Origin of the sequence: Vibrio sp. Y10_XG_PY6 (genome assembly GCF_024181795.1) — a bacterium.
GTDB lineage: Bacteria > Pseudomonadota > Gammaproteobacteria > Enterobacterales > Vibrionaceae > Vibrio > Vibrio diabolicus.
Genome location: NZ_JAMZAQ010000001.1, coordinates 962,127 through 987,165 on the forward strand (window position 1 = coordinate 962,127; position 25,039 = coordinate 987,165).

Annotated in this window: 22 protein-coding genes and 1 pseudogene; 12 read left to right on the forward strand and 11 right to left on the reverse strand. The window is 38.4% G+C overall.

Going from position 1 to position 25,039, the window contains the following annotated elements; all coding sequences use genetic code 11:
- The first annotated feature begins 165 nt into the window (after nucleotides 1–165).
- Together NL644_RS04220 and NL644_RS04225 are read left to right on the forward strand one after the other, a co-directional pair.
- Nucleotides 166–1,089: a hypothetical protein gene (locus NL644_RS04220; protein WP_253658049.1), complete on the forward strand. Its 924-nt coding sequence runs from the start codon at nucleotides 166–168 to the stop codon at nucleotides 1,087–1,089.
- Between the two features lie 122 nt (nucleotides 1,090–1,211).
- Nucleotides 1,212–2,291: a hypothetical protein gene (locus NL644_RS04225; RefSeq protein WP_253658050.1), complete on the forward strand. Its 1,080-nt coding sequence runs from the start codon at nucleotides 1,212–1,214 to the stop codon at nucleotides 2,289–2,291.
- A 294-nt stretch (nucleotides 2,292–2,585) separates the two neighbouring features.
- Here the strand turns inward: NL644_RS04225 and NL644_RS23075 are convergent, their stop codons facing one another.
- Nucleotides 2,586–2,774 (reverse strand): diguanylate cyclase, encoded by a 189-nt coding sequence (locus NL644_RS23075; RefSeq protein ID WP_367618265.1) that lies wholly within the window; start codon nucleotides 2,772–2,774, stop codon nucleotides 2,586–2,588.
- A 137-nt stretch (nucleotides 2,775–2,911) separates the two neighbouring features.
- On the opposite strand from NL644_RS23075, the pseudogene NL644_RS04230 reads away from it, so the two are divergent.
- Nucleotides 2,912–3,295 (forward strand): annotated as a pseudogene (locus NL644_RS04230) (HNH endonuclease family protein); the annotation flags it as partial.
- Between the two features lie 324 nt (nucleotides 3,296–3,619).
- Here NL644_RS04230 and NL644_RS04235 read toward each other — a convergent pair.
- The gene (locus NL644_RS04235) at nucleotides 3,620–4,009 is read right to left on the reverse strand and encodes a hypothetical protein (protein WP_253658052.1); all 390 of its coding nucleotides are present in this window, start codon (nucleotides 4,007–4,009) and stop codon (nucleotides 3,620–3,622) included.
- A gap of 177 nt (nucleotides 4,010–4,186) precedes the next feature.
- Between NL644_RS04235 and NL644_RS04240 the strand changes: the two genes are divergently transcribed.
- Together NL644_RS04240 and NL644_RS04245 are read left to right on the forward strand one after the other, a co-directional pair.
- Complete coding sequence (locus tag NL644_RS04240) at nucleotides 4,187–4,807, forward strand: hypothetical protein (RefSeq protein WP_253658053.1); 621 nt, start codon at nucleotides 4,187–4,189, stop codon at nucleotides 4,805–4,807.
- Between the two features lie 680 nt (nucleotides 4,808–5,487).
- Entirely contained in the window at nucleotides 5,488–5,700 is a 213-nt protein-coding gene (locus tag NL644_RS04245; RefSeq protein ID WP_253658054.1) for a hypothetical protein, read from the forward strand.
- 747 nt (nucleotides 5,701–6,447) lie between these two features.
- On the opposite strand, the gene NL644_RS23080 is transcribed toward NL644_RS04245, so the two are convergent.
- From NL644_RS23080 to NL644_RS04280, 8 genes are all read right to left on the reverse strand, one after another.
- Nucleotides 6,448–6,657 (reverse strand): DnaJ domain-containing protein, encoded by a 210-nt coding sequence (locus tag NL644_RS23080; RefSeq protein ID WP_367618268.1) that lies wholly within the window; start codon nucleotides 6,655–6,657, stop codon nucleotides 6,448–6,450.
- Between the two features lie 148 nt (nucleotides 6,658–6,805).
- Nucleotides 6,806–7,597, reverse strand: coding sequence for a hypothetical protein (locus NL644_RS04250; RefSeq protein ID WP_025576842.1), 792 nt, complete (start codon nucleotides 7,595–7,597; stop codon nucleotides 6,806–6,808).
- Between the two features lie 66 nt (nucleotides 7,598–7,663).
- Nucleotides 7,664–8,545, reverse strand: coding sequence for a hypothetical protein (locus tag NL644_RS04255; RefSeq protein WP_253658055.1), 882 nt, complete (start codon nucleotides 8,543–8,545; stop codon nucleotides 7,664–7,666).
- Nucleotides 8,546–9,023: 478 nt separating this feature from the next.
- Nucleotides 9,024–9,281, reverse strand: a complete 258-nt coding sequence (locus NL644_RS04260) for a helix-turn-helix domain-containing protein (protein WP_226420694.1) — start codon at nucleotides 9,279–9,281, stop codon at nucleotides 9,024–9,026.
- A gap of 96 nt (nucleotides 9,282–9,377) precedes the next feature.
- Nucleotides 9,378–10,154 carry a hypothetical protein gene (locus NL644_RS04265; protein WP_226420693.1) on the reverse strand — a complete coding sequence of 259 codons (777 nt, stop codon included), beginning with the start codon at nucleotides 10,152–10,154 and terminating at the stop codon, nucleotides 9,378–9,380.
- Nucleotides 10,155–10,333: 179 nt separating this feature from the next.
- The gene (locus NL644_RS04270; RefSeq protein ID WP_253658056.1) at nucleotides 10,334–11,839 is read right to left on the reverse strand and encodes a relaxase/mobilization nuclease domain-containing protein; all 1,506 of its coding nucleotides are present in this window, start codon (nucleotides 11,837–11,839) and stop codon (nucleotides 10,334–10,336) included.
- Nucleotides 11,840–11,928: 89 nt separating this feature from the next.
- The gene (locus tag NL644_RS04275; protein WP_253658057.1) at nucleotides 11,929–12,681 is read right to left on the reverse strand and encodes a chromosome partitioning protein ParA; all 753 of its coding nucleotides are present in this window, start codon (nucleotides 12,679–12,681) and stop codon (nucleotides 11,929–11,931) included.
- Between the two features lie 553 nt (nucleotides 12,682–13,234).
- Nucleotides 13,235–13,888, reverse strand: coding sequence for a GGDEF domain-containing protein (locus NL644_RS04280; RefSeq protein ID WP_049879076.1), 654 nt, complete (start codon nucleotides 13,886–13,888; stop codon nucleotides 13,235–13,237).
- A 907-nt stretch (nucleotides 13,889–14,795) separates the two neighbouring features.
- On the opposite strand from NL644_RS04280, the gene NL644_RS04285 reads away from it, so the two are divergent.
- The 7 genes from NL644_RS04285 to NL644_RS04315 all read left to right on the forward strand — a co-directional run bounded on the left by NL644_RS04285 (nucleotide 14,796) and on the right by NL644_RS04315 (nucleotide 24,269).
- Nucleotides 14,796–15,758, forward strand: coding sequence for a YafY family protein (locus NL644_RS04285; RefSeq protein ID WP_025499140.1), 963 nt, complete (start codon nucleotides 14,796–14,798; stop codon nucleotides 15,756–15,758).
- A 107-nt stretch (nucleotides 15,759–15,865) separates the two neighbouring features.
- Nucleotides 15,866–18,658 (forward strand): molecular chaperone DnaK, encoded by a 2,793-nt coding sequence (locus NL644_RS04290; protein ID WP_253658058.1) that lies wholly within the window; start codon nucleotides 15,866–15,868, stop codon nucleotides 18,656–18,658.
- A 9-nt stretch (nucleotides 18,659–18,667) separates the two neighbouring features.
- Complete coding sequence (locus NL644_RS04295) at nucleotides 18,668–19,303, forward strand: hypothetical protein (protein WP_253658059.1); 636 nt, start codon at nucleotides 18,668–18,670, stop codon at nucleotides 19,301–19,303.
- Between the two features lie 9 nt (nucleotides 19,304–19,312).
- Entirely contained in the window at nucleotides 19,313–22,297 is a 2,985-nt protein-coding gene (locus tag NL644_RS04300) for an ATP-binding protein (protein ID WP_253658060.1), read from the forward strand.
- A 5-nt stretch (nucleotides 22,298–22,302) separates the two neighbouring features.
- Nucleotides 22,303–22,953 carry a hypothetical protein gene (locus NL644_RS04305; RefSeq protein WP_253658061.1) on the forward strand — a complete coding sequence of 217 codons (651 nt, stop codon included), beginning with the start codon at nucleotides 22,303–22,305 and terminating at the stop codon, nucleotides 22,951–22,953.
- Nucleotides 22,954–23,433 carry a hypothetical protein gene (locus NL644_RS04310; RefSeq protein WP_253658062.1) on the forward strand — a complete coding sequence of 160 codons (480 nt, stop codon included), beginning with the start codon at nucleotides 22,954–22,956 and terminating at the stop codon, nucleotides 23,431–23,433.
- Between the two features lie 5 nt (nucleotides 23,434–23,438).
- Entirely contained in the window at nucleotides 23,439–24,269 is an 831-nt protein-coding gene (locus NL644_RS04315; RefSeq protein ID WP_253658063.1) for a hypothetical protein, read from the forward strand.
- A 60-nt stretch (nucleotides 24,270–24,329) separates the two neighbouring features.
- Here the strand turns inward: NL644_RS04315 and NL644_RS04320 are convergent, their stop codons facing one another.
- Nucleotides 24,330–24,986, reverse strand: a complete 657-nt coding sequence (locus tag NL644_RS04320) for a HEPN domain-containing protein (RefSeq protein ID WP_253658064.1) — start codon at nucleotides 24,984–24,986, stop codon at nucleotides 24,330–24,332.
- Between the last annotated feature and the right edge of the window lie 53 nt (nucleotides 24,987–25,039).

Below are 25,039 nucleotides of genomic sequence, written 5' to 3' on the forward strand. Positions count from 1 at the left end.
GTGATCCATTCACGTGATGATTTTTAAAGCTATACGTACTTAACAGAAATCAAGGGAACCTTTCGGTACTCTTAACAAGTAGTGAAATTACAGGTATTTGTTGCTACCCTGATCATATATACACTACGTTAATCAGTACTTTCGTCTAATCAAAGTTGGCTTACGATGAGAAACCCAAGCGCACATTTATCTGGAATGTTGAAGCTCATTCCTGCATCAAAAAATACGTTAGCTCCTGTTTTTGAAGCAATAACCAACTCATTGGAGTCAATTCTTGAAAGAAAAAGTGAAGAAAAGCAAGTTATTAGCATTACTTTTCGTTTTAATGATATTGATGAAGAACAGAAAAAACTTGAACAGATCGTAATTTCAGATACAGGAGCAGGTTTTAACTCAGCATCTTTTGAAAGATTCGGTTCTCTACTTGATAAATCGAAAGGCTACCACAACCGAGGTACTGGGCGTTTGCAGCTCCTACATCGCTTTTCTCACGTTAGCGTTGTGAGTCAATATTTTGAAAATAATGAACATTTTCTGAGGGCTTTCAAGAGCAGTAGTGATAATTTTATTTTCGATGACCGCTTTGAACCCACAGACTCGGATGAAGTACTGACAACAATCACTTTGCAGGGGTTTCAACCACAGAAGAGAGATTCAGCGTTCTTTAGCGCATTGAGTTTAAAAAAATTTGTATCGCTGATCCAGTCTCAATATGCTTTACGTGTTTATCTGGAAAAGCAAAAAGGTATGACTTTTCCAGATCTTAAACTTCAGTTTGAATACTCGGTAGCCTCAGATTTAGAGTGTGTAACTCTCACTCCAGATGACTTCCCTGAACCTAGTGACTCAGGTCAATTCTCAATCAATTATTGCTACCCTAAAGAAGCACATAAGGCTAAAAATGGTATCGAATGGGTGCGAGATACGAGCAAAGAACCTGAGCGTTTCAGTTGGTTAGTTTTTGAGTTTGATGCCGAGTCAATTGAAAGTCACGGGGCATTTCTCTGTAGTAAAGATATCCCAGTTGAACATATTAAAAACTCAGTTATCAATAATGCCAACTCATTGAGTGGAAAAAGAAAGTTGTAGCATTTTATGGAAACTATTTAGATATATCAGACAACGTTAATGATGCAGTAGACTCGTTTAAGATTAAATCGAAATCAGAGGTTAAGGAAATATCATCAGGTTTATTTGGTGATGATTCGTATGTGTATCTGGATGACATTAAGAAGCAAGCAAGCGTCCAACTAGAGAGCATTTACGAAGAGCTGATTGATGCAAAAGAGGCAACAACCAAGAGAGTGATGCGACTTGCCCGTGAGCTTGGTTTATCAGCCAAAGTCGCAGAACTGGCTAAAGGGAAAGTAAAGCTAAATGCCTCTGATGAAAGTATTACTAATGTACTACATATTGAGTTAGCAAAAATTATTGCGGATAAAAGCAATAAAGCAAGATGTATTGTTAAACAGCTCGACCGACTAAATCCAGCATCAGAGGATTATCAAGTTAAGATAGCTGAGAAATCTAAAGAGCTATCGTTGCTTGTTGATGAACAAAACAAAGAAGAGCTTTCAAAATACGTCGTGCGAAGAGAGCTAGTAGCAAAACTGCTAGATAAGATCGTATCTAACGATCTTGAAGCTCAAAAAATAGATATACCCAAAGGAAAAAAGAGAGACAAGGAAGGGATAATCCACGATTTGTTTTTTAAAAGAAAAACAAAGGGTGATATCAATGATCTTTGGGTGCTCGATGAAGAGTTTTTGTACTACCAAGGTTTCTCAGAAATGGAGCTGAGTAAAATGACTTTACCTGATGGTAGACCATTACTCCGAGAGGATGCATACGAGGCGATGGCAGAGTTTGGGTTCAGGCCAAATCAGAGACCTGACGTCTATTTGTATGCAGGGGAGGGTAAATGTATTTTACTTGAGTTTAAAGCACAAGATGTTGAGTTGTCAGCATATTTGCAACAAATGCCAGACTACTGCAATTTATTGGCTAATTATGCCAACGTGCCGTTAGAGAAGTTCTACTGTTACTTAATCGGTGAAAAAATATCACCAATCTCATCTTTGAATGAATACGAACAGTCCGTTTCTGGTAGTTGGTATAGGGACTCTATACCTGTAAGAAGTGCCGATTATAGGATCAGACAGACTATTGCCAATATCCGAATGGAGATTCTGACACTATCTGATATTTCTCAGCGAGCTAAGATGAGAAACCAGAGTTTTGCAGAGAAACTGGGCTTGCAAGATATGCTGTCTGACCCTTCTGATAGTTAACGCAAAGTAATTATTAGACTAGAGCTTGTGATGTACAAACCCTTCGGCGATCGATTACTGATTCCCATGCATGGGAATGAACTAGCTAGTTTCGATTATTATTCTTAAAAACGGAAGCGACCTCAAATGACTCTGCGTAAAAGTAAAAATTTCCACATACTGAGTTGTTATATCTAACTACTACAACTAGATTTTAGATCTTATACTGTTGCAAAACTACCGTTTACTTAATGTATGTCTTTGCAGTTGATCAAGGAGCGGAGGCGAACCAATTTTGTACATGGTCAACTCAGTTTAAAGAACTGTTGGAGCTGTTCCCTTTTCGGAAACAAACATGTATGGCTCATTTGCAATTTTGGCTCTATACATCGCCTTATCCGCTAACTCTATTAGTGTAGATAAACTACTTGAATCATCTGGGTATATACCGATACCGATGCTAGCTCTAGTGGTTATTTCATGACAGAGTGTACTTACGTACACTGGGGTTGAAATTAGCTGATTAAGTTTATTCGCTATCGACTTTGCTTCCGAAGTTTTGTCTGTAGTTTACAGAGAATAATGTAGGTGTTTTACATAAGGGGACTGACGTACAAAACTTTGTTTTCAACCGTTTAGACTACCTATTGTGGAAGCGTCTATCAGACAATGAGTCATTTGATGGTATAAGTAAAAAAGAACTTGGAAAACACTTTGAGGATTTCCAATTTTCATTCCGAACCTCTGTTGAACATTACTTTCCACAAACCGATCCATCGGGCGCAAGTAAGATGGAAGACGTTGATCGCTTCGGCAATCTTTGTCTTATTTCGCCAAGCAGTAACTCAAGGCTTAGTAATTACTCTCCGAAAGATAAGAAGACGTTCTATCAAGAGAACAATCGTGCAGAGAGCTTAAAGCAAGCAATTATGATGAGCTACCATAAGTGGGGTCCTGATGGAGTAGGGCGAGAAAATATCCTTAACCATGAAACTAATATGATCAAGACTCTGTGTAATCAGTAGTGTAAGTTGTAAGAGCTAATCTTGAATAAATAAAGTTAAGCGGACTTCGTAACTCTGACTCGGTTCCGCTTCCATATAAGTTAATTCAATGTTTTACTTGTACTAAATGAAAAAAGATAACTCGAATTGCTCTTATTCCGTGCTGGCAACTAGGAAGGAATCCTTCGTAGTTGCTTAAATCACCTTTGCCCCATTGTGTGTTTGAGCAAGTTGGGAAAGATGGAGGCTAATGGTCTTTTCCCATACTTGTCTTCATGTCTTGAGTTTTTCTGCGGAATTAGGGAGCATTCAGTCGTCGGATTAAAAAAGCATTACAAGCGACAATTAACTGGTATAGTCTGGTAGGTTATACCAAAAACAACTCTCGCAATCAGGATCTGTGCAGTTCAATATATGTTCGCGTCGTTCTTCTTCATATCTAGCGTTGTATTCCTCTACTTGATTGGCTTCATATTCTTTGATTTCTTTGGTGACAACTCTATAGCGAGTCTCGTACAAAAGTTCGCCGCCAACTTGCTCCCCTTCAGACGAGTAACCTACCGCTGTAGACTCTTCATGCTCGTATGACTCTACTGAAGTCTGTACGCAATCTACAACAGCAACCTGCTTTGCTTTTCGCATTGCTTCAGGGAACGTCTTCGATGATAGGCTCGTGAAGCCGTAACGCGTTTGAAGTTCGTGGACTCCCATACTTAGAATTTCAGGTTTCTTCACCGCAGTACCTCTTTCTCAACTCCATTTAGTGATTGGTAATATTGACATTCCTGACCCTATTCTTTAACTGTTTATGCCCTAATCAAGTAAGTTATCATAATCAGTAAATTGATTCTCATTTTTAATGTTTGAATTACAATACAGTTATAAGTGATTAATTCGTTGGAGAATACCAGTTTGAATCAATATTTAACTTCATTGCTCAATGCTATAGCTATCGATATAGAACACTTACAGCGTGAGTTCCTGAGCAGTAGCGAACTAGATTACCTCAACAGAACATTAAAATCGGGTAAAGATTTAGAACTTGATTTTCTTACTAGCGAGCATGGCGATAATTTGGAGTGTTTACTGCATTTCTTTACATGCCATAAAGACATAATTATTGAGATTATGCATGGAAATGCTCAAGACGAAATGTTTACTGAACTGTACACTTCAGATGTAATTTCAGGTGGTTATGATTGTTTTCGCTTTGATCTATCTAAATTCCCACAAACCTATACTCCGACTAATCAAGTCATTACATTATACAGAATAGGTAGGGAGACAGAATGTGTGGATGACCTAGGGTGTTCATGGGCAAAAAGCATTGAAGGTCTGAACGCTTATTGTGATGCATCGGGCATATCCAAAGCTATGCTTGAATCCAGACCAATCTTCGTTGCGACTATAGATGACTGCCAAGTGTTATTTCAAGGTAAAAGTATTGAAGATGAATTGGTACTAAAACACGATTTCACGCACCGTAGTTTAGATGGCGTTAGCGATTCATTGCGAAACAAAATTGGCAGATAACGCAGGAAAAACCTAACGTGTTTATGCCCAAATCTGAGCTAGCTCAAACGCCATTGAGGTAAGCTATTACACCTTGGTGTTGACAAATTACAAGTCTTGCCAGTTTTGAAATTTCATACGACCTGTGAGGCTTTTGTTACCAGCACAAGTAGCTTGGTTCTAATCCCGACACATGCGTTGACGGTACCTCAAGAAAGTCGTCAATGCCATCAGAGGCTTCCAGATCAGGATTAGCATTTAACAACCCAGCTATGGAACAAAAGCAAGTTGTGGAGGCTACTGTAAGGCCATTGACACACTTATTATCCACCTGATACCTTACAGGCTAGGTTTGACGCCACCTAGACCTGACTCGTGGTCAAGGCGCTTTCTACTTAACTAATGAATCAGTGCTCATTGGGAATAGTGCGTGAGAGTCACATTGCATGTCTTTAGCCCAATAAACGAGGATTGATGTATGTCTAAAAAAACAAGTATCCAGTTTACCCTTCACAGCTTAAACAGCTTAAAGAATCAGCTAAACAGTTCGCAGTTCTGATTTCTGATGAATCAGAAACTTCTCTAATTTCAGCTTTCAAGAGAAATGATTGGCTTTCTCACGCTTTAGGCCATAAAGGCCATAGTGACCTCACCTTTTCGCAAAGTCTTGTCATGCCTCCGATACTGCTGAAGAGCTATATTTGTTCTGTGATGATGATCAACTTCAAACTGCGATTATTGACATTTTTTCTTCAAAGCTTCCTGATGTACCTAGAGAGGTTATCGAAAGTGCAGCATTTCAAATGAAAATGGATGAGTATTTCAGAATGTTAAATACCCCGCATACAGAAGAAGAAAGCGAAGCTCTATCAAAACTTGGTGGTTACAGTATGGACGATACGTACTATGGATAGGCTTAGAGGGGATGGAGACGTCCCCTCTTTTCAATTAATCGGTGTATAGTATTACTCAGGGACAAAAGCGCCATAGAACACCCGCTCTAAAATTCGCTCATCGCCCGTTAATGGCTGTACCTGTAGTGTGGTACAGCGATGCTAGAAGGGAGGTGCGTCCATCACATCAAAGCCACCATCATACACACCAAAGCCTACCTTCTAAAGGTAGTTCGGAAACATAAAGCAGTTTGGATTTAAAGAAATCTCTGTTTTAATCCATCGTTACTGAATTCTAAGAAGGAGCCTAAAGTGGAGGAATTTGTTCGGTATATTGATAAGCTAAACTCTGAAGACAGAATGAACTTGTTTCATGTAGTAAATGCCAGCCTTGGTAAAAAAGAGTGTGAGCTAACTCTATCTATCAAATCGCCAGAACCAGAGTTATCTAGCGATTGGTTGATTTCGTGCAGGGACTGCTTGAAGGTGAACATAGATAGAACGAAGCTGCCAGCCCATGAGATCACAATCAAATATGGGATAATACTAATCGGAAGCTCTTATATAACAGGCTCTTGTTTTAAAGCTGTAAAGCTACACACATCCCACATGTGATTGGTCAGCTCTCACACCGCTTGCAATGAGAGAAAATACTCGGATAACCCTATCCGAAACTGTCGAGTCGAATTCGCCGCATTTTTGTAAATACTGCCTTTAGCGTCCAACTCCATAGCAATGCACTTTTTCCAGTAAGTTAGTTCCAGTTATTTAGTTAGCTGAAGCAGATTTGTATTGGTCGTTAAGCTCTTTCATTATCTCTGTGTCACCGCTTCTGTCAGGGTGATACGCAAGAGATAAGCTCTTGTATGCTTTTTTGAGTTGTTCTTCTGTCTTGAATGGAGTGAAGAAGTTGAAACCTTTGCTTGGTTCAGTAACCGTAACAGTTGTAGTAGGTCTATCCTTTAGCTCTTGCTTCAGGTCTACGACACTCGGTGATTTAGTCCACTCGGGGACAAAAGCGAGTTAGAACTACTAACTTAGAATGTGAAACATCTTAGACGATATAGCAGCACTTGAACCAGTGCCGCTAACAAAACAAGCGTAAGCTGAGACTACGCCAGAAACGTTATCCCCATCTACGCTCTGCAACAGTGGCTAAATCATATTCTGATTCATTATCTAAAAACCTCAATCTGCCAAAGTCTTTACACAATGTATCTATAAAAACACCACTTTCTAACACAGTCTCTAGAGGCACAGGAACTATTTTATCGTTGGGAACATTACTTAGGGCCAACTTATAACGTTCATAAGAATGACGTTCCTCGTCGCTCAAAGATGACTTCGATTTATGCTCAAAAACTCGGCCATACAGCCAGAATTTGATATTGCCGAGAGAAAACTCGATAAGTGGTTCTCCGAAGCTTGTTCCATCTTTTCTATCATCAGCCTTAAGCATCGAATGAACCGTTAGTACCAAAGCTACACTGTACGATTTACCAGTCACCTCAATTTCGGGATATCCAATCTCACATTTATGATCAGTATCAGATAATTCATACAACTTGTCTTTTCTAATTCTTGCGGCATCGATGCTTTCTTCCCGCAAATAAGGGTGAGAATGAGCGGTTCCTATATATTGATACTGGTCTCCGAACACTTTCGCGATGTCTTTTTTAATCAAAAGAGATTCAGAGCTAAATTCAACTGAAGAGCGCTTTCGCTTTGCAGACGTCTCTACAGAGACATGATTTATCGTACATTTAAATGGATGTGTTTTGTTCACGTACCCCCAAAGGTGAGCGGCGGTTTCTACAGAAATACTCTTGCTGCCCTGATGTTTTACAGCATAAGCTTCTAAACCAGCCATGATTAGCTCAAATATCGCACTTTTGCTGACTGAAATTGTCGCGGTCATTTTTTCTTTGTTCCTTTTATTGACAATTATTTGCTTAATTTTGATTAGAGATAAGACACACAAGAGTTATTGGGCGAACTCGACATGTTCTTTCAGTTTGTTTTTATAGCGCTCATAAAGCGAATCCCATACATCTTCACTTACCATGTCTAGTGGTACGTATTCTTCAAAAATGACACCACTCTCATCAGGGTAGGCAAGCTCGGTATACGCATAACGTGGGCCATCTGCATAAAGCGCTTCCCAACATTCGATGCATTCATCTTTAAACCATTCTTTTTTGATTGGCGCAGGGGTGTTATTCAGAAGATGAATTAAGTTCTTAGAATCAAAGAAACTATGCTCTTCACTTTTGACATTAAACAGGTAGCTAGAAAATAAATCGATGGCTCTTCCGTCCCATAATCTGTAGCGGTGGTAGTGAGACGTATAACGCTCCTTTACTCGATCGAGAAGGTGACGTTCACATAAAGCTCTTAAGTCGTTGTTCCTCAATGTTGGGACTTCTGGAATTGGTTCAACGTCATAAAAGCGTCTATGGCCAAACAAGTAGCGTTGAGTCAGCTTTGCGGCGATGGAATCAACGGAACCTTTAAGTGCAATGTCATTGCATGGCAGTTTTTGGGAAGAGTCTGCAATTTTGTTGGCCAGCGCCTTAACAATGTCTGTAGTGGTTGATTTGACTTTCTCAACCAATTTTATACTTAAATAGCCTTGAGCTGAGATTTTTAAAATTCCCTTTTGTGCAGGAATATAACGTGGAGAGGAAAGCGTGAGTGCTGTTGCGGTGTCTAGTGATTTAAAGGTCGCTTGCTGGTCTAAGTCAACTTTTAGGTAATCACAGAACACTGCCAACTGCTCTTTAAAGTCGTTCAGTAGCTCAAGTCTTTCGTTTTCTAGTTCTTGAAGCTCTTCTTTCGAAGCATCTTGATAATCCATAACTGACATATTATTCTCCTCATAATGCATTCAGTCGCATCAATATATACTCCCTTCAAAGAAAAATCTGATGATTTTGACGGAAACTCAAGTCGTTAGAGTGAACATGGCGTTGTTGCCTAAATCAGTTGAACCTTTTTGGAGTTCTGCGATCTTATCCCTTGTGATGGTTAGAGCGGTGATGACATAGGGGGGTTATCATTGACTTCCACTTTAGTGGGGGGATTGGTTCGGTCAGAATACATCAAGTAATGAATAGAAGGTTATTTAGAGCATCGACTCTAACTCACTTTTGTCCAGTTGTGAGCTACGATACCAGCAGGTTGATTTGTACGATCTAGCCATAACTTTTCAGAGTTAATATGACGATCAGATGTCTAATTGTATTCCCATGCATGGGAATGGGGTAGCTTGCTTAAAATAAGCGGCACTTTATTTCGTTGAACATGCTGATTTTGTTGATTCTCATGAGTGGGAATGGCTTTATTCACCATTTCTCTTCGATCCCACTGTAGGCTTTCAGTTCGATACTTTCTCCTTTCGGCACTATATGCATTTCCAGATTTAGCGATGATAAGATGCGAAATAGCGTCTGAATCCTGGTGGTCTCTGGATTAATCTCAAACTTGGAAATAGTGTCTTGTTTTAGACCCACGGGGTCGGCAGCCTTAGCTTGCGACAGGTTCTTGTGTTTTCTTTCGTCACGCAGATGTATTGCTAACTGCCTAGATGATGTTATCAACATAACAATTCCTCGTATCTACCCACGATAGAGGGTAGTTTGTGCTTTACCCGCAGTCAAGGGTAAAAAGGAAAAACAGCCCCATCGGGGCTGTTGGTTCTATTCTACTTTTTGTTTGAGTTCTTCGATTTTTCTTCTTATTGCTACTGCTTTTGTATCAGTTTTTGATGAGTCACGGTCACGAAGCTTTAGAGGGGTTAGCTTAGAAAAGACTTTAACGAATCTCATAAGGCTAGCTTTGTCTTCAAGGTTAAACTTACGCTTACTGCGCATATGCTCAACAGATTCTTTATCATCTTCTTTAAAGAGAAACTCGTTATAGTAAGTATCAGGCATTCTTGCAGCTCTGAGTCTGTTTTTCACTCGGTACAAAGCCTGATGGATTTCTTGTGCTTCAAGAACATCAATCTCATCTTCACCCTCTAGCTCGTCAAAAGCATCTGATGCTTGATGTATCAATGCAGCAATCTTGCAGACTTGCTCTTCTTTTGAATTAATAACAACGCTTTGCTTTTCATGCAGTTCTTCTTTTCTGTACTTCTTGTATAGTGCATTTGCGGGTTTGAAGTGAGACATAATTTCTTCAAAGTTGTGCTCAGTGATTTCGTACTTTCCAGATTTCGCTTCTTCAGTGCCATATTTGGCAATGAGGTGTTTTATAGAACGCGGAGAGGAGGGGGCAGTGATCGGTAGCTTTATTAATGTTATATGTGTTGCGTTGCCGCTACCATTTATTAACTCAGGATCTCGGACAATAATGTAAAGTATCTTGCCGCTTTTGTTTTTTTGAAATCGCGGTAGGGGAGATTTCTTTTGTTTTGGTGTTACTGTAACGTTATCAGTTAATTCATTATTTATTTTTTTAAAAATACTCATATTATTATCTTTTTATTATTATTTTTATATTTTAATTATAACATTTAAATTTATAATATAAACTATAATGTTATTGTTTGTATTAAATTCTTCAGTTGGTTTTTTTATTTTTAAATGATGGTGGGTTTTTCTATTTATATTACAAAAATAAAAATATAGCTTCAGCCCTCTTTTTTAAATTAATATGTATTTTCAGCGATATCTTTTGGTTTCTTCTTGATGTTGCGTCTTCTGTTCTGCTTTTTGTTGTCAGCAAAGATACCTTCGTTTTTATATGTTTTTTCTATTTGTTCAATGGCTTGGTTAATTGCCAGGTCTTGATCTTCATGCGCCGCGACAGGGGTTATTTTCAATTCCCAATGATTTTTTTTGTTCAGTTCGAAGAGGATTAGAAGCAGATGATAGAAGAATTTACTTAGCGTCTTAGATGCTGAGTATATGCCTTTTTCTTGTTCGTAAATTGCGTGAACGAAAGCTTTGTCGCGTTTGTTGATGCGCTTGCCGTGATATAACCAGAAAGCGATAGCATCCTCTACCTCTCTTTGATACTGCTTTCTGCATGAGATAATGAAGCAGTTAAGCATGTGCTTATCCCATTCTTCGGCTTGCTTCTTTACCTTATCAGCATGTGCTTCAGCGTCTTTTCTTACTGTTTCAAATCTTTGCTCTGCAAAATCTTTTTGCGATTCAAACATTTCTCTAAGGTCATAATTTTCAATTTGTGACTCATCATAACTACTTATAATGTTTGCATCACTTGTTAGAATTCCTGATTTTATCAAGCCGCCTAGCGTAAACTTGTTCCCGCTTCTAAGCTTTGATGCAGGTATGATGAAGTCATTGTATTTGTAAACAAGACCGATGAATTTTTCGTTGTTTCTGTCTTCTTTAAGTATTATCTCAACGCCGTTCCGTAGCAGTGCTATTTGATAAAGATCCAAGCTCGCTTTACTAGTGTGCTCATCGTTTACACCTAGTTTCGTTAGATTATTTGCCCTGGCTTGCACTAGCATCGGTAGCTCTTTAATGCTTGATTCAACTAAGCGTCTCATCATCAACTTCACTGAGTGAGAGTACATGTCAGAAGTGACTGCTTCACCTTTTGCTAGTACTGATGCTGAGTTTTCTAGCTGCCTTAATCCGTACTCTTTTTCTTGTTCGCGCATGATTTCTTGTGCAGCTTCAACAGACATCCAGTTGCTGATGGCTTTGTTTGTTTCCAAGTCTTGTGTTGATACTGTTATGTGTACGTGCTGAGAATCAGTATCTTCGTGTCTAAATGCGATGTAGCGTGCGTTTTTGTAACCCAGGCGGTTCATTGTCTTTCTAACTGTTTTACGCCATTGCTTGTCTGTAAGTCGCTCTCTTTCGTCTATAGAGATGACGAAGTGGCGAAAAGGGTGTTTGACGTGGGGATTATGTTTGTAGCTGCTTTGTAGTTCAGTTATAGCATCGTGCCAGTCCGCACCTGTAGCCAGTTCGCCCATCTCAACAGGGATAGAGTCTATTTCGTTAGCGCAGATGAAAAAGGAATGTCCTTCACTTGCTTGAGCATGTTTTGTTTTACCTGCGCCATATTTCACCAGGTTGTCGGCGTCTTTTTGTTTAGCGCCATATTCGACAAGATTCTGTGCGTCCCTAGCTGTCTGTTGACTTCTTGTGCATTCTAATTCTGTAAATATCATTTTATTGTCTCTTTATTATTATTGTGAGTGAGAAAGTAATAAGAAAGGGTAGATAAACCCGCCTTAAAAATAAGGCGAGAATTCAGGCTTTATAATTCAGCTTCTTCTAGTATCTTTTGTTTGCATATCTCATCTAACTGACGCGAAGATAAGTATTTTAAAGCTAGTACCTTGGCTGTTGCTGATGAGTGAGAATCTATGGCTAGCTTGCGTGTAGCATCAACGCTCTTCTTAAGCTCTTTAATGCATTTACTTAGTTTAGCTAATTTAGCGCTGTCAGCATCTTCAATGTCTTCTGCAAGCACCTGCAATGCTTTTGATAGCTCTTTAGTTTCTTTAAAGTACTGTAAATACGCTTCGTCATTGCTCGGGCGCGGCTCGATTTGGTTTGAGATAATGTCCCTCAGAAAAGCAGCATCAGAGCGGTAGTTGTAACTATTTTTGCACGCTGTAAAGCGTCTTTTGGTTTCTTTAGTTACATGTGTTTTTATTGCTACATTATATAAGTCTTCAGTTTCTTTACGCTCTTCTTTGAAGCCGTTTTCGACTGCATTCAGGATGTTATGCGAGTCAGCAACAGCATTTTCGTCATAGTTATCTGGATTATTTTTAACGTAAATACTTTTTACTATGAAGTTGCAAAAATGCGCATGAGAACTAAATGTAATTTTTGATGTGTTTGAAAATTGCGGAAGTAAAGATAGTACAATAAATTGTAACTCTTCTAGGCTGTAATCTGTCTGCTCGATAAGCGCTCTTAGTTTATCTATATTTTCTCTTTTTGTGTTAACTACTACTTCTCTTATTATTTTATTTAAGTCTTCTTTTTCTGAAATCTTCATTTTATTATTTCTTTTTTTATTATTATTTTATTTTTATTATCTAGAAAGCAACAGCGTGCGACTTAGCGATAACTGCGAAGCATGTTAGCGCAACCGACTAGCAGGAGGCTAAAGCTACAAACGACCAAATTGGAACAAATTGGGAAGAGCAGTATCCGCTTGTTAATTTCTTTTTTCTTATATTATAACCATAAATACTATGAAATTATAATTTATTTTTATTCTTTACTTTATATAACCAGGTTTAATTTGTTGGTTGTTTTAAAAGCTATCGCACTAATAAATATAAATATTTAGATTATTTAAAATGATAAAAGGTGATTTGTTTTAAATTTTAAAATAACAAAGTAAATACTATTTATATTTTTCATGCACTATTTATTATGCTATTTATTTTTTGTAAATTAAATTACCTTTCTTATGGGTGTCTATATTTTATGGTTTAACTTTTGGTTGAATGTAGGTATAAAAACCATAATTTTTAATGTTACCTTGATAAGATAATAATAAGTTTATTAACCGAGGGCTAATATGTTATTGGTTTGTTTATATGTTAAATCGTCTGTGTTGTTGGAGTTCTTTTCCTTATTGTAAACTTTTCTCGTTTAGACACATACATAGAAGAATCAGCCAGTTCAATCATATCCTGACTGGTTTTAGTTGGGTTATCAGAGTGCTTGTCGTATAAATAATATCCTGTTGAAACTGTAACTTTGATTTTTTGTGCATTGAAGCTCAGTGGGTTGGTTTGTTTAAGTAATTCATCTAGTGCCAAGCACCATTCATGTACTTGACTTTCTGTGTAATTTGGTAAGATCGCAATAAATTCGTCTCCTCCTAGACGGGATATGCAGTGTGCAGGCTTTTCTAATAATTTTAAAGTTGAACCAAAGAGTTTCAACGCCTCATCACCTAAGATATGACCACCATAATCATTGATTAATTTTAAATTATCCATATCCATAAATACTACAGCTATAGTATGAATCTCATTGTTTTTCAAAGACGAATCTATAGCGTTCAGGGCAGCTTCACGGCTCTTAAGCTTTGTTAGATAATCATGATTAAGTCGTGATTCAAGTTGCGTGATTTTTTGCATAAGTTCTTTGTTTTTTTGCTCTAAATGAAAAATCGTTTCTTGCAGCGTTTTCTCGTAGCGAGAGTTAACTCTGTCTTCGTGTCTCTCAATAGAATCAAATACCATCATTCACCCAACATCAGTTTTAACACAGGCGTTGAGAATACATAGTACTACGTCGTAATGTGTCGTATTTGTTTTGCTTATTATCCAACAGAAGTATCAATAACAGATTTTAATTTGCATAGAGAGCTGATCTAAACCTGAGCTATGTGGAGGTGATTCTTATTGTAATCCATATCGAGATATTGATTTGCGTTCATGTGACTTTTTCTGTCTTCGTTTGTTGACCATTACGCCTAATGATAGTTCAAGAGGTGAATTCGCTTGTGGTTTAATAACGTATTGATACGTGTTGAATACTGAAGAATAGACAGTTTATCTGCTTAGAAAGGGCGATATCTTTTAGGGGAACTTTATCAACCTTGAGCTTGTCATCTGCGGCCAGTACTTTGGGTGGAGAGCAATCTTCGGGGCTTCAGCATCTAGCAGTTTCTCAACCAGTAACTTTTTGAGTCTGGCATTTCTTCTTTTAGTGTTTTTAGATGAGCTTCAGAGGGCATCCAGTGCAGCGTATATAAACCATCCTAGATTCAAAGCTTGCCGCAAAGCGCTCGGGCTGAAATACCTTCTTTCGCTCCCTCTAAAATGGCAATGGTTTGCTTTTCATTGAGCGTTTTTTTTTGGATATATGCACATTGCTCGATATTAACTGAATTAGATTAAGGGGACCTAGCCAGGTTATATACGACACATTATGTCAGAAGTTGATGTACTCTTCATTTTGTTGAATTGCTAGGCGAAGTGACGAACTCATAGTTGCATAAAAAGAACAAAAAGCGTATTAATATTTAGAATTATAAATAAAAAAATCAATGTGTTGTATGAAATTTATCCGTTTCACGCGTAGTGTTCACGAACCTCACAATGAGTCGGATATCTTTTGAATCATCATATTCTATACAAGTTGGATCAGATGGCTAAGCGAGCAAGCACCCAAGAATCTTTAGTAATTGCGTTTGAAATTTTGAAACGTATTCCTAAATTTCATCAAACTACAGCAAAAGAACTACATGAACAACTGTGTCAAATAGGTTTAGTACGTGATTTGCGAAGTGTCCAACGGACGTTGGAGATGCTTTGCGAACATTTTGATATTGTGCGCGATGATCGTAGTAAGCCATATGGTTATCGGTGGGATAGAAACAGTGAAAGTCTGGCGTTACAAAACCTAACACCTCAAGAAGCGCTACTGTTGGCATTGTCCCAAGAGTATTTGACGCATCTTCTACCTGCTAACTTACTTTCGTCACTTGATGGGTTCTTCCAAGAAGCTAAATACCAACTTAATCCTAGCTTAATCAATAGTAAGGAGCGTCAGTGGTTAAAAAAGGTTGCTGTTGTTAGTGAAACTCAACCTTTACTTCCACCTAAAATTGACTCTTGTGTTTTTCAAGAAATTAGCAACGCGCTTTATCATAATCGTCTATTAAACATCGAGTACTATAATGCTCGACAAGAACATAAGTCAGGAATAGTGATGCCCTTGGGGTTAGCGCAACAAGGGCATAGACTTTACCTTGTTTGTCGTTTTGATGGATATGATAATGAGCGTAGTTTAGCCATTCATAGAATTACAAAAGCAGCTAGTTCGACGTTCACATTTGAGCGCCCCAAAACATTCAAGCTAAGTCAGTATGATGCTGATGGCAGGTTTCGTTTTGGTGAAGGGGAGAAGTGCTCTCTGTCGTTCTCTATCACAAAGGAAGCTGGTTTCCATCTTACCGAAACACCATTGTCAACAGATCAAACTATTACTGAGTCAGACAAACATTATAACGTGTTTGCGACAGTAGTTCGTTCTAAGCAACTCCAGCATTGGTTAGATGGCTTCAAAGAAAATATTTGGGATGTGAATTTGGCAAGCATTGAAAATTAACATGTTATCCCAGAGCCTAAGCCTTATAAAAACTGCGCAATAGCAGATGATTAGGTTTCGTTTTTAAAAACAACAATGTAAGAGTCGAAGCTTATCAATAGGCGGAATTGTTAAGTATTAGAAAAGAGAACAATATGTATACTAAACTAATATCTAAATGGAAAATTCCATCTGAATTGTCAGAAAAAGTCGGATTATTCGTGGAACCCAACAAAACATTTGACACTATTCTAGCGAGAGATGTGGAGCTGTTTAAAAAAGAAGCTAGTTCGTTTAGTCCTATACTTGAGCTACTAAATAGTTGCTATAGCACAGTTCAGAATGTCTTGTCAGCAGAACGTTGGGTCAGTTTAGATAATGAAATATATTTTGATAAGCGGGTAGTTGGCTTTTGGTTGATTAAGTCGCAGCCGAATTGCTTTAAAGATTATCACTCAGGAACAGAGTTAAGTTATGTCGAAGATGATATAAATAATATAATCCTTGATCCAGTTAATGAATGGTCAATTCCAAATTTAGCTGAACTAGACTCTTTGACTGAGTTAAGTAATGCTCCATTTAATACGTATAGTAAGCGACCTTTAAACTACCAGCATGCACTTTTTGATTACAATGATCTAGTGACTGGTTTTCATTTTGATAAAGAAAAAAGACATGATTGTTCCACTGGTAAAGCTTTACCATTTTTATCTTCAGATTTGAAAGAGATGTCAGATAGAGATCTGTTTATAGAAATTCTCCAGCGCGGTTTTAGGCTAGTAGAGCTAAAAAATAACGAAGATTATGAAACGCTATTAAAAATTTTCCATCTTGGGGATAAGAGCCTTTTCAACAAATATACAAATATTGCTGATGAAGTAATAGACAGAGCAGTAACACAGAAGGTAGTTAATTCGCTTCTTATTGAAGATACAATACGGGCCGATATTAGCCCTTACCATAAGAAAATCCTTGATGATACCGAGTTGGGTCATTGGTCATTGTGGCAAGATGAGCTAGATACTGATGCTTCTATTAACATCGATCTACCAACCAAACTCGTTGCACGAGATCCAAAGACAAGCATCAATGATGGTGTGGTATCAATTGACTTCGGTACAAAAAGCACAGTTGTTGTATATCAGAAAGATAACGTCAACATTCACCCGATGCGTATTGGTACTGGTGACCTTAGTAAAGAGATTGCTTCTCATCACTATGAAAACCCAACCATCATGGAGTTTATCAATCTAGAGTCATTTACGAGTGCCTATAATGCTAAAGCAAACAAACCTTATACTCGTTGGAAAGATCTAACAATATCTCACACTGCACAAAACTCAATGCAAGGTAGTGAGTCAAGCAAATTCAACACTTTCTTAGATGAAATTAAGCAGTGGGCGGGTGATAAAAACAGAAAACTTAAGATCGTAGGTCAGAATGGAAAGGTTATCGATTTACCTCCATTTCTTGAGTTAAAAGATGATGATTTCAACCCAATTGAAATCTATGCCTATTACTTAGGTTTGTATATTAACAACCTCAATAACGGTATCTTCATGAATTACATTCTCTCTTTCCCTGTTACGTATGAAATGCCAATCCGTGACAAGATTATCGAGAGTTTTGAAAAAGGTCTTAAGAAGTCGCTTCCTGCTGAACTTGGCGAAGGAACGATTAACCAGATCACTGTGACCAAAGGTGCAAGTGAACCTGCTGCTTATGCATTGACTGCTTTACAACAGTACGGTTTTGATCCAGAAGGTGATGAGCGTGTGTTCTATGGCGTATTTGATTTCGGTGGTGGCACGACAGACTTTGATTTTGGCATCTACAGCGAACCAACAGATCGCAAAGATAAAAGACGCTTTGACTACGTGATTGAACACTTTGGTGCGGGTGGTGACAAGTTCTTAGGAGGAGAAAACCTATTGGAGCTTCTTGCTTTTGAAGTATTTAAAAAGAGCAAGAACACTCTGTTTGAAAAAGGCATTCAGTTTGAAAAACATCCAGAAAGAGATGCGTTTGCAGGGAGTGAGCAGCTCCTCAGTAATTCTCAAGAAGCAAGAAGGAATACCAAGCAGCTTTGTATTGCTTTACGTCCATTCTGGGAAGAGCATGAGGACTTTTCATACGGTTCGTCTGGTAAGCTTTCGGTGACGTTGACAGACATTAATGGTGTCCAGCACGCTGCTATTGATCTAGACTTCGATGAAGAAGAGCTGAATAAAATCCTGTCGGATCGTATTGAACGAGGGGTTGAGAATTTCTTTGATGCGTTACGTTTGGCATTTAGCAACAGCCGTTTATCTCTAGCAGATATCAGTAGCGTAAAAATCTTCCTTGCTGGTAACTCTAGTCAGTCAAGCTTTGTAAATACTCTATTTGAAAAACATATAGCCTTGCAGCACCAAGAGATGGGGATGTCTGAAGGTGAAAGCCGTTTTGAGTTGTTTGCTCCTTTAGGGGCTGATAAGAATGATGTTGAAAAACCTACAGGTAAAACAGGCGTGGCGTTTGGTCTAATTGAGTCTCGAGACGGTGGAAGAATTAAAGTTGTAGACCATAACATTGCTGATGAAGATGTACGCTTCAAATACTACTTGGGTGAGAGCCGAAAGAAGAAGTTCAAACCGCTAATTGATAGAGAAGTGAAGTTTAACCAGTGGAATGACTTTATTGATGCCTACTATGACACGTTTGAAATCTTCTTTACCGATCAGCCAAGTGCAAGTACAGGTCAGGTTTCGATTGGTGATAGCAGTATTAAGAAGAAAGTGGTTAAGCTTGATATAACGGATGAGGATGCACTGGTTTACATTCGAGTCGTGTCGCCAACTGCAATTGAGTACGTTGTCGCAAATGAAGAAGATATTGCAAACGAGCAGTACCTAAATGAAATTCAACGTATTGAGCTATAAGGTAAGAAGATGATTGTTCCTCCAACCCTGATCCCAAGTATTATTACAACAATTACTAAAATTGCATCTAGCATTGGTCCCATGATTGCCAAGTATGCTCCGATGGTCATTGAGATTGTTGGTAAAAACTTGCCAAAAGTTGTCAATACAGTAGAGGCCATCAGCCTGGTGGCTGATGTATTTAAACCTAACGAAAGTGCTGACGAACTTGGCGCAAAGGCAATGGTAGCGGAAAAAACACCAGAAGATTTCGAACAGATTAATGATTACATCGATTATTTGCGAAATAATGTAGAAATTGATGAAGAAAACCTTAGCACTGATCCTGTTGATGTAATAACACGTCAAGCTGTTGGTGTTGCAATTGCCGTAAAAGGTATAGGACAAGCTTTGGAAGCAGATGTTTCGATTCCATTCTTAAACGCTATCAGTGAGCATGATATCGATCCTACAGTCGTCGTTGCCCTTGTGAAATCTTATGAATCAAGTGGTTTAAATTCAGATGATGTTCAAAAGTATTTAGGTGATTCTTTGAGTATTGAGGACACTCACCGACATAGTAATGTATTCGTTAATGCTTATCAGACTGCCAATCCGACGATGAGTGTGGAAGAAGCAGAAGACGCTGTAATGGATTTACGCTAAGGATTTATGATGTCAGACAAAGCGTTAGCAGAACTAATTCGAACAGCAGAGCATAAAGTTGAATCCAGAGAATACTTAGAGAAGCCAACCTGGCTTAATGACCATGACTTTACTTTATATCACATAAAAGAAGTCACCTTTGATGAAGACTCACCGAGAAAAGAAGCGTTTGAGAATGTATTGAGTTCACTTAGCATTGAAGGGGTTATATTCATCTATGTGCTATTAAGTGATGGTAAAAAGGTCAATTTCTTATTTGGTATAGCTAAGGATAAAAAATACAAAGGTGAATTAGTTCTTGATGTTGATGATATAGGCGAATCAATTCTAAAGCCCTCACTCGAAGGTAACTTTAGAGGTAGTGTTGTAAGGCGCCTAGATAAAGTAGAGCGTGTCGTGGTAAAAAGCACCATAGAGTCATATGCTCATATAGCAAAGTTAGACGGCGTACCGAGTGTTCATGAAGACAATGAACAATTCCAAGGCGTTGACCGCCTAGTTGACATTATGAATGGTAATAATTTCTGCTTGATGGTGATGGCAGATCCTCTATCTCTACGAGAAATCAATCAGATAGAGAGCCAGTTATATAGTATTTACAACAAGCTTTTGCCTCTATCGAAAAAAAGTGTTCAGGATGGAGATAGTTTTTCAACGACTCAAGGCACGTCGGAAGGGTCAACTGACACTACATCAACAGGGGAAAATGACGGAATTAGTATTACTAAGAATACAGGGAAATCAGTAACAATAACTACTGGAACAAGCAAAACTGGCAGTAGCGAGCAAACCTCACAAAGCGCTGCTGAAATTGACCATCATAAACATGAAAATGGTTCTGAAGCGAAAACTAAAGGGACTACGACTTCAAAATCAATTGCTAAAAATGTGGGTAGCAATACATCAAATCAAAAAGGCAGGTCATCAAGTGAGTCACGAGAGTATGGTGATAAATCAATACAAGAATGGCTTGCCTATATTGATGAGGTATTATTGAAACGCGTACAGGTTGGAAAAAATAAAGGTCTTTATTTATCGAATGTTTATCTTTTTTCTGACTCGGTAGCAAGTGTACTAAAACTTGGGAATACAGCTCGATCTATATTTTCTGGTGAGGACATAAATAAATCACCTTTAACGTTTAAGAGCGTAGCCAATCCAAATGAGCTAAATGCGGTAAAGAATTTCCAATTCCCCATGCTTAAAAGAAATTATAAGGATTCGCTTGATGGAAGTATTAGTAATGAACAGCAACTAGATTTACTTTTTTCTAGAAAGCCATTTAATCGTTATTTGTGTAACTGGTTATCGACTAATGAGCTGAGTGTCGTTGCAGGTTTGCCCCAAAAAGAGGTAGTCGGCTTAACACTAAAAGAAGAAGTCGAATTTGGTTTGAACGTGAGTTCAGAGATCGAAGAGGAGAACCAACTCTATCTAGGTAATCTAGTGAAAAGTGGTTTACACCAAAATATCGACGTCAATATAGACAAGAGAGATCTTGATAAGCACACCTTTATCGCTGGAGTTACGGGTAGTGGTAAGACAACGACTTGTCATCGTATACTTGAATCAGCAAAAATGCCATTCCTTGTAATCGAACCTGCAAAAACAGAGTATCGGGTATTAACCAAGAAGAACAAAGACATTCTTATTTTTACTCTTGGTAACGATAATGTTGCTCCCTTCAGGCTGAATCCTTTTGAGTTTCTCCCTCACGAAAACATTACTTCTCGTGTTGATATGATCAAAGCAAGTATCGAATCTGCTTTTGATATGGAAGCGGCAATACCTCAGTTAATAGAAGCTGCAATCTATAGATGCTACGAGAATAAAGGTTGGAATATTGCGACGTCTAAGAACAAGCGATTTGATGATCCGTTCGCACCAGGTGTTTATGCGTTCCCTACCTTGAGTGAACTGATGGCTATGACTGAACAAGTTGTGGTGGATCAGGGATTTGATGACAGGCTGAAACAAGATTATATCGGCTCAATTAAGGCTAGATTACAAGGTCTACTTATTGGTTCAAAAGGGCTAATGCTAGATACCCCTCGTTCTATCAACTTTAAAGATCTAGCGACTAAAAGTGTGATTTTAGAGCTTGAAGAGATCCGTAACCCAAGTGAAAAGTCATTAATTATGGGCTTTGTTCTCGCAAACCTAAATGAAGCAATTCGAGCTAATTATTATGAATATCAGAGTCAAGGTAAGAAGTTCCGTCACATAACACTCATCGAAGAGGCACACCGATTGCTATCTAAGTTTGAACCAGGTGATAGTCAGAATAAAAAGCAAGGTGTGGAAACGTTTGCTGATATGTTGGCAGAAGTTCGTAAATACGGTGAGTCACTCATTATCGTTGACCAAATTCCGAATAAACTCACACCAGAAGTGTTAAAGAATACCAATACAAAGATCATTCATAAGCTTTTCGCAAAAGATGACAAAGAAGCGGTAGGTAACACGATGGCTCTTTCTGATGAGCAGAAAGATTTTTTATCCAACCTTGAACCTGGCCGAGTGATTTTATCCAGTTCAGGCATGAGTAAACCGCTTCAAGTTCAGATCAAAGAACTTGCTAGTAAAACCAACGAAATAGACGTGTCTCCTAGTGACATTCGTCAACTTGCTCTTGCTTACTATGCTAAGAATTATAAGTCAGGTTTAATTCAGGGCTTAGAGCTATTAGATGAGCAGCCATCTAGAGATGACGTGGGTAAGTTTCTTCATGGTGAAATTGCAGACGCGTGGTATGACTCGTTAGGTAAAGAAAAAGATAAACGCAGACTTATTCAATGTTTGGATAAATTTGGATGGGAGTTTATGTATCAATATATTTCTTTATGTTGCTACAACCCAAGTAGTGCAAAAGATAAAGAGACCCGAGAAGCTACATTGTATGACTTCCTCTCATACTTAAATGAAGATAGCGAAACTCGTATTTCAATGCATCAGCGAGATGAATTCAGAAAAGACATCAAAGTGAGAGGTTAGGAATTATGGGGTTTTGGAGTAGCGTTAGCAGTTTTGTAAGTAGTGCTTGTAGTGTAATTGGTGGTGCTGTATCGAAAATAGGTTCAGAGATTGTCAAGGTTGCGACATCTATTACTAGCCTCGGGGTCAGCCTCGCTGAAAAAGTAGGAGAGGCGATAAAAAGCGTGGGTATTTCTCTAGGTATTATCCGTCCTGAAGAGAGTATGGAAGAACTTGGTGAGAAAGCGATGTTGAGTGAGAAGACACCCAATGACTTCGACTCAATAAGTGAATATATCGACCATTTAAGAAATGATGTGGTGATTGACAAAGAAAAACTCGACAGCCTTAGTGATGCTGAAAAATTAGCGAGATCATCTATTGGTGCTTCTATCACATTAGAAGGTATTAATGAAAAACTTAATACTGTTGTAAGTCCATCATTTATGGCAACAGTTGCCGCACAAGATTTAGAAGCGAAAAAAATTATTGGCATGATTAAGGCTTACAAAGAGAAAAACCTTAATACAGATGATTACAGCTTGTATTTAAAAGATGAGTTGAGCATTGATGAGAGCCATAAACACGGTAGCGCTCTAGTGGAGGCATATCAAAAGCTTGAGCCAGAATTGACTACTGAGCAAATCGAAGACAAGGTTATGGAGTTAAAATCTTAAATGTCTGATTTTATTATTCAGGCAAAGAAGAATCGAGTTAAAGCAAACCGAGTTATTGGCGGTGAGCTTGAATTAATTCTATTTGCTGGTGAAATGGCAGTTCCTCAAGAAAACTTCTGGGAGATTTTCAAGAAGAAGATTGAGTACGTTGATGGTGAAACCTTAGCTTTGGTGATTGTTTCGGACGATAACGACTTCCAGGTTGATTCTGATATAAGCATTGCAGAGAGCTTTGTTAGTTCTGTGAAAGAGATTAGTTGGTTAACAGAAGAGTTGAGCTTTTCAGGGGCTGTTATAACAAGTTATCCCCAAATTGAAACTCTAACTGCGTATACAGCATCTTATGTTTCGCTTGTAGCATCTGACATTGAAGCAGATGACATTGAAGCAGATGACTCAGTGGAGAGTGAGAAATTATCAGTTGGAACTAGCCTCCAAGCTTTTTATCGAAAAAAAACCAAAGAATACGGACGTAGGTAAGTGCTATGGATATTAATATTCAAGCCCTGTTAAAGGCTCTGGAAGACGAAACAGTGCGAGCAAAGGTACGTGAGATAGTTGTTGAAAAAAATGATTGCGTAGAGCCACCGTCAGAAAAAGAGCAAGTATCCAGGTTTGATGATTCTGAATTAGAGTGTGCGAAAGCGAGCCTACAAAAGGTTGAGAGTGAGAACGAAGATTTGAAGCAATTTATTGATAAGTTAAAGTCTTTGCTTTGTATGGAGAAAGAAGCTAAAGAAAAGGCTGGAGTTAGGGTTGGGCAACTTTCTGAACAAAATGGGGATAAGGATCTGTTGGTTGTGAAACTACAGGCTGATCTTAAACTACTAGCAGAGACGAAGAATCAGTTACAGAATGATGTGACCGAGTTAAACCAGAAGCTTGAGTATTACAGAAATAATTTCCGTGATGATCTACAAGTTCTTGAGTTATATAGCCGATTGTCAGAGCAAACACTTCAGTCTTTATCTGGAATCTTTAAAGATACAACAGTTCAAGGTTTGATTTCTTGTGGGATTCAAGAGAAAAATATTTCTAATCTATGGGATTATGCGAAGAGTGAAACAGTCAACGGAAATAATGGTGATATAGCTAATGTGATTTCGCTATTCAATCTGTTATTTAAGCGTTTTACCTTAGCTTATCCTATGTTCGCACTTCAAGAGGTTAGCTCTGGGGACTCGTTTGACACTCAGTGTCACATAAAACATAGCTCTAGCCACAACACAAGTGGCTCTATCACCCAGATCATGCTTCATGGTTACGTTAATACCAAAACAGGTAAAGTTATTAAACCATCTGTCGTGAAGTTGTAGCTTTAGCTGGATGTTCAGAAATAGAAAAGCGACATTCATAGAATGTCGCTTCGATCTATATTATTGCTCAGTAATAAAAGGATAAACAGGGTCACCCCATAGCTCACTACTACCATCCATCATAATCTTGATGATAACTGGTAGAACCTTTTCCAAGAGCACGGTGCAATCTCTTAATTGCTGTCTATTCGCAGAGCTGCTATAAGTCGCACCACCGTGAATTATTTGATTACGCAGCGTGTAAAGGCGTGAGAATACGATAGAAAGCACTGACGCTGTGTTGTTATGCCCAAGTGCTGTATTAGCTGCGACCTTAGCTTTACTGCGAGCTTCTTTCCATTCTTGTTCACTAATGCGTCCCGCATGGTAGCTCCAATAGCTTTCAAGAATAAACTCGTTATCGAGCAGTGCTCGTATTACACCTGAGTAGTTTTGCCAGACAATTTCAGCTAACAAGTTATCAGAATCTAGTTCAACAAGGCGACATAAAAACTCTTGGTACAAGCCACGCTCACCGTAGTTTGCTTTTTGTTCAAAATCTTGAGCGTAAGCAGAGTTGAAAGCTATCCAAAGGAAAGTAAATGTAGAATCATCATCTTCACATGCTTCCGCTTTCTTTAGCCAACTTAGAGAGCGATGCACACGAGTAGAAAGTGATTGCGAATAGCTATTTCGCTCACGACGGTGACGTTCTTTTAACGTATTAAAAGTAAGCATTTGTTCCTCTTAATTTTTTGTTTTTATTTTTCTCGAAGGCCAAAATCAGAAAT

What these genes read in the sequence shown, in the direction of transcription:
- NL644_RS04220 (WP_253658049.1), top strand. Translation starts at nt 166, where the DNA reads ATGAGAAACCCAAGCGCACATTTATCTGGAATGTTGAAGCTCATTCCT.
- NL644_RS04250 (WP_025576842.1), bottom strand. Translation starts at nt 7,597, where the DNA reads ATGACCGCGACAATTTCAGTCAGCAAAAGTGCGATATTTGAGCTAATC.
- NL644_RS04255 (WP_253658055.1), bottom strand. Translation starts at nt 8,545, where the DNA reads ATGTCAGTTATGGATTATCAAGATGCTTCGAAAGAAGAGCTTCAAGAA.
- NL644_RS04260 (WP_226420694.1), bottom strand. Translation starts at nt 9,281, where the DNA reads ATGTTGATAACATCATCTAGGCAGTTAGCAATACATCTGCGTGACGAA.
- NL644_RS04265 (WP_226420693.1), bottom strand. Translation starts at nt 10,154, where the DNA reads ATGAGTATTTTTAAAAAAATAAATAATGAATTAACTGATAACGTTACA.
- NL644_RS04270 (WP_253658056.1), bottom strand. Translation starts at nt 11,839, where the DNA reads ATGATATTTACAGAATTAGAATGCACAAGAAGTCAACAGACAGCTAGG.
- NL644_RS04275 (WP_253658057.1), bottom strand. Translation starts at nt 12,681, where the DNA reads ATGAAGATTTCAGAAAAAGAAGACTTAAATAAAATAATAAGAGAAGTA.
- NL644_RS04280 (WP_049879076.1), bottom strand. Translation starts at nt 13,888, where the DNA reads ATGATGGTATTTGATTCTATTGAGAGACACGAAGACAGAGTTAACTCT.
- NL644_RS04285 (WP_025499140.1), top strand. Translation starts at nt 14,796, where the DNA reads ATGGCTAAGCGAGCAAGCACCCAAGAATCTTTAGTAATTGCGTTTGAA.
- NL644_RS04295 (WP_253658059.1), top strand. Translation starts at nt 18,668, where the DNA reads ATGATTGTTCCTCCAACCCTGATCCCAAGTATTATTACAACAATTACT.
- NL644_RS04300 (WP_253658060.1), top strand. Translation starts at nt 19,313, where the DNA reads ATGTCAGACAAAGCGTTAGCAGAACTAATTCGAACAGCAGAGCATAAA.
- NL644_RS04305 (WP_253658061.1), top strand. Translation starts at nt 22,303, where the DNA reads ATGGGGTTTTGGAGTAGCGTTAGCAGTTTTGTAAGTAGTGCTTGTAGT.
- NL644_RS04310 (WP_253658062.1), top strand. Translation starts at nt 22,954, where the DNA reads ATGTCTGATTTTATTATTCAGGCAAAGAAGAATCGAGTTAAAGCAAAC.
- NL644_RS04315 (WP_253658063.1), top strand. Translation starts at nt 23,439, where the DNA reads ATGGATATTAATATTCAAGCCCTGTTAAAGGCTCTGGAAGACGAAACA.
- NL644_RS04320 (WP_253658064.1), bottom strand. Translation starts at nt 24,986, where the DNA reads ATGCTTACTTTTAATACGTTAAAAGAACGTCACCGTCGTGAGCGAAAT.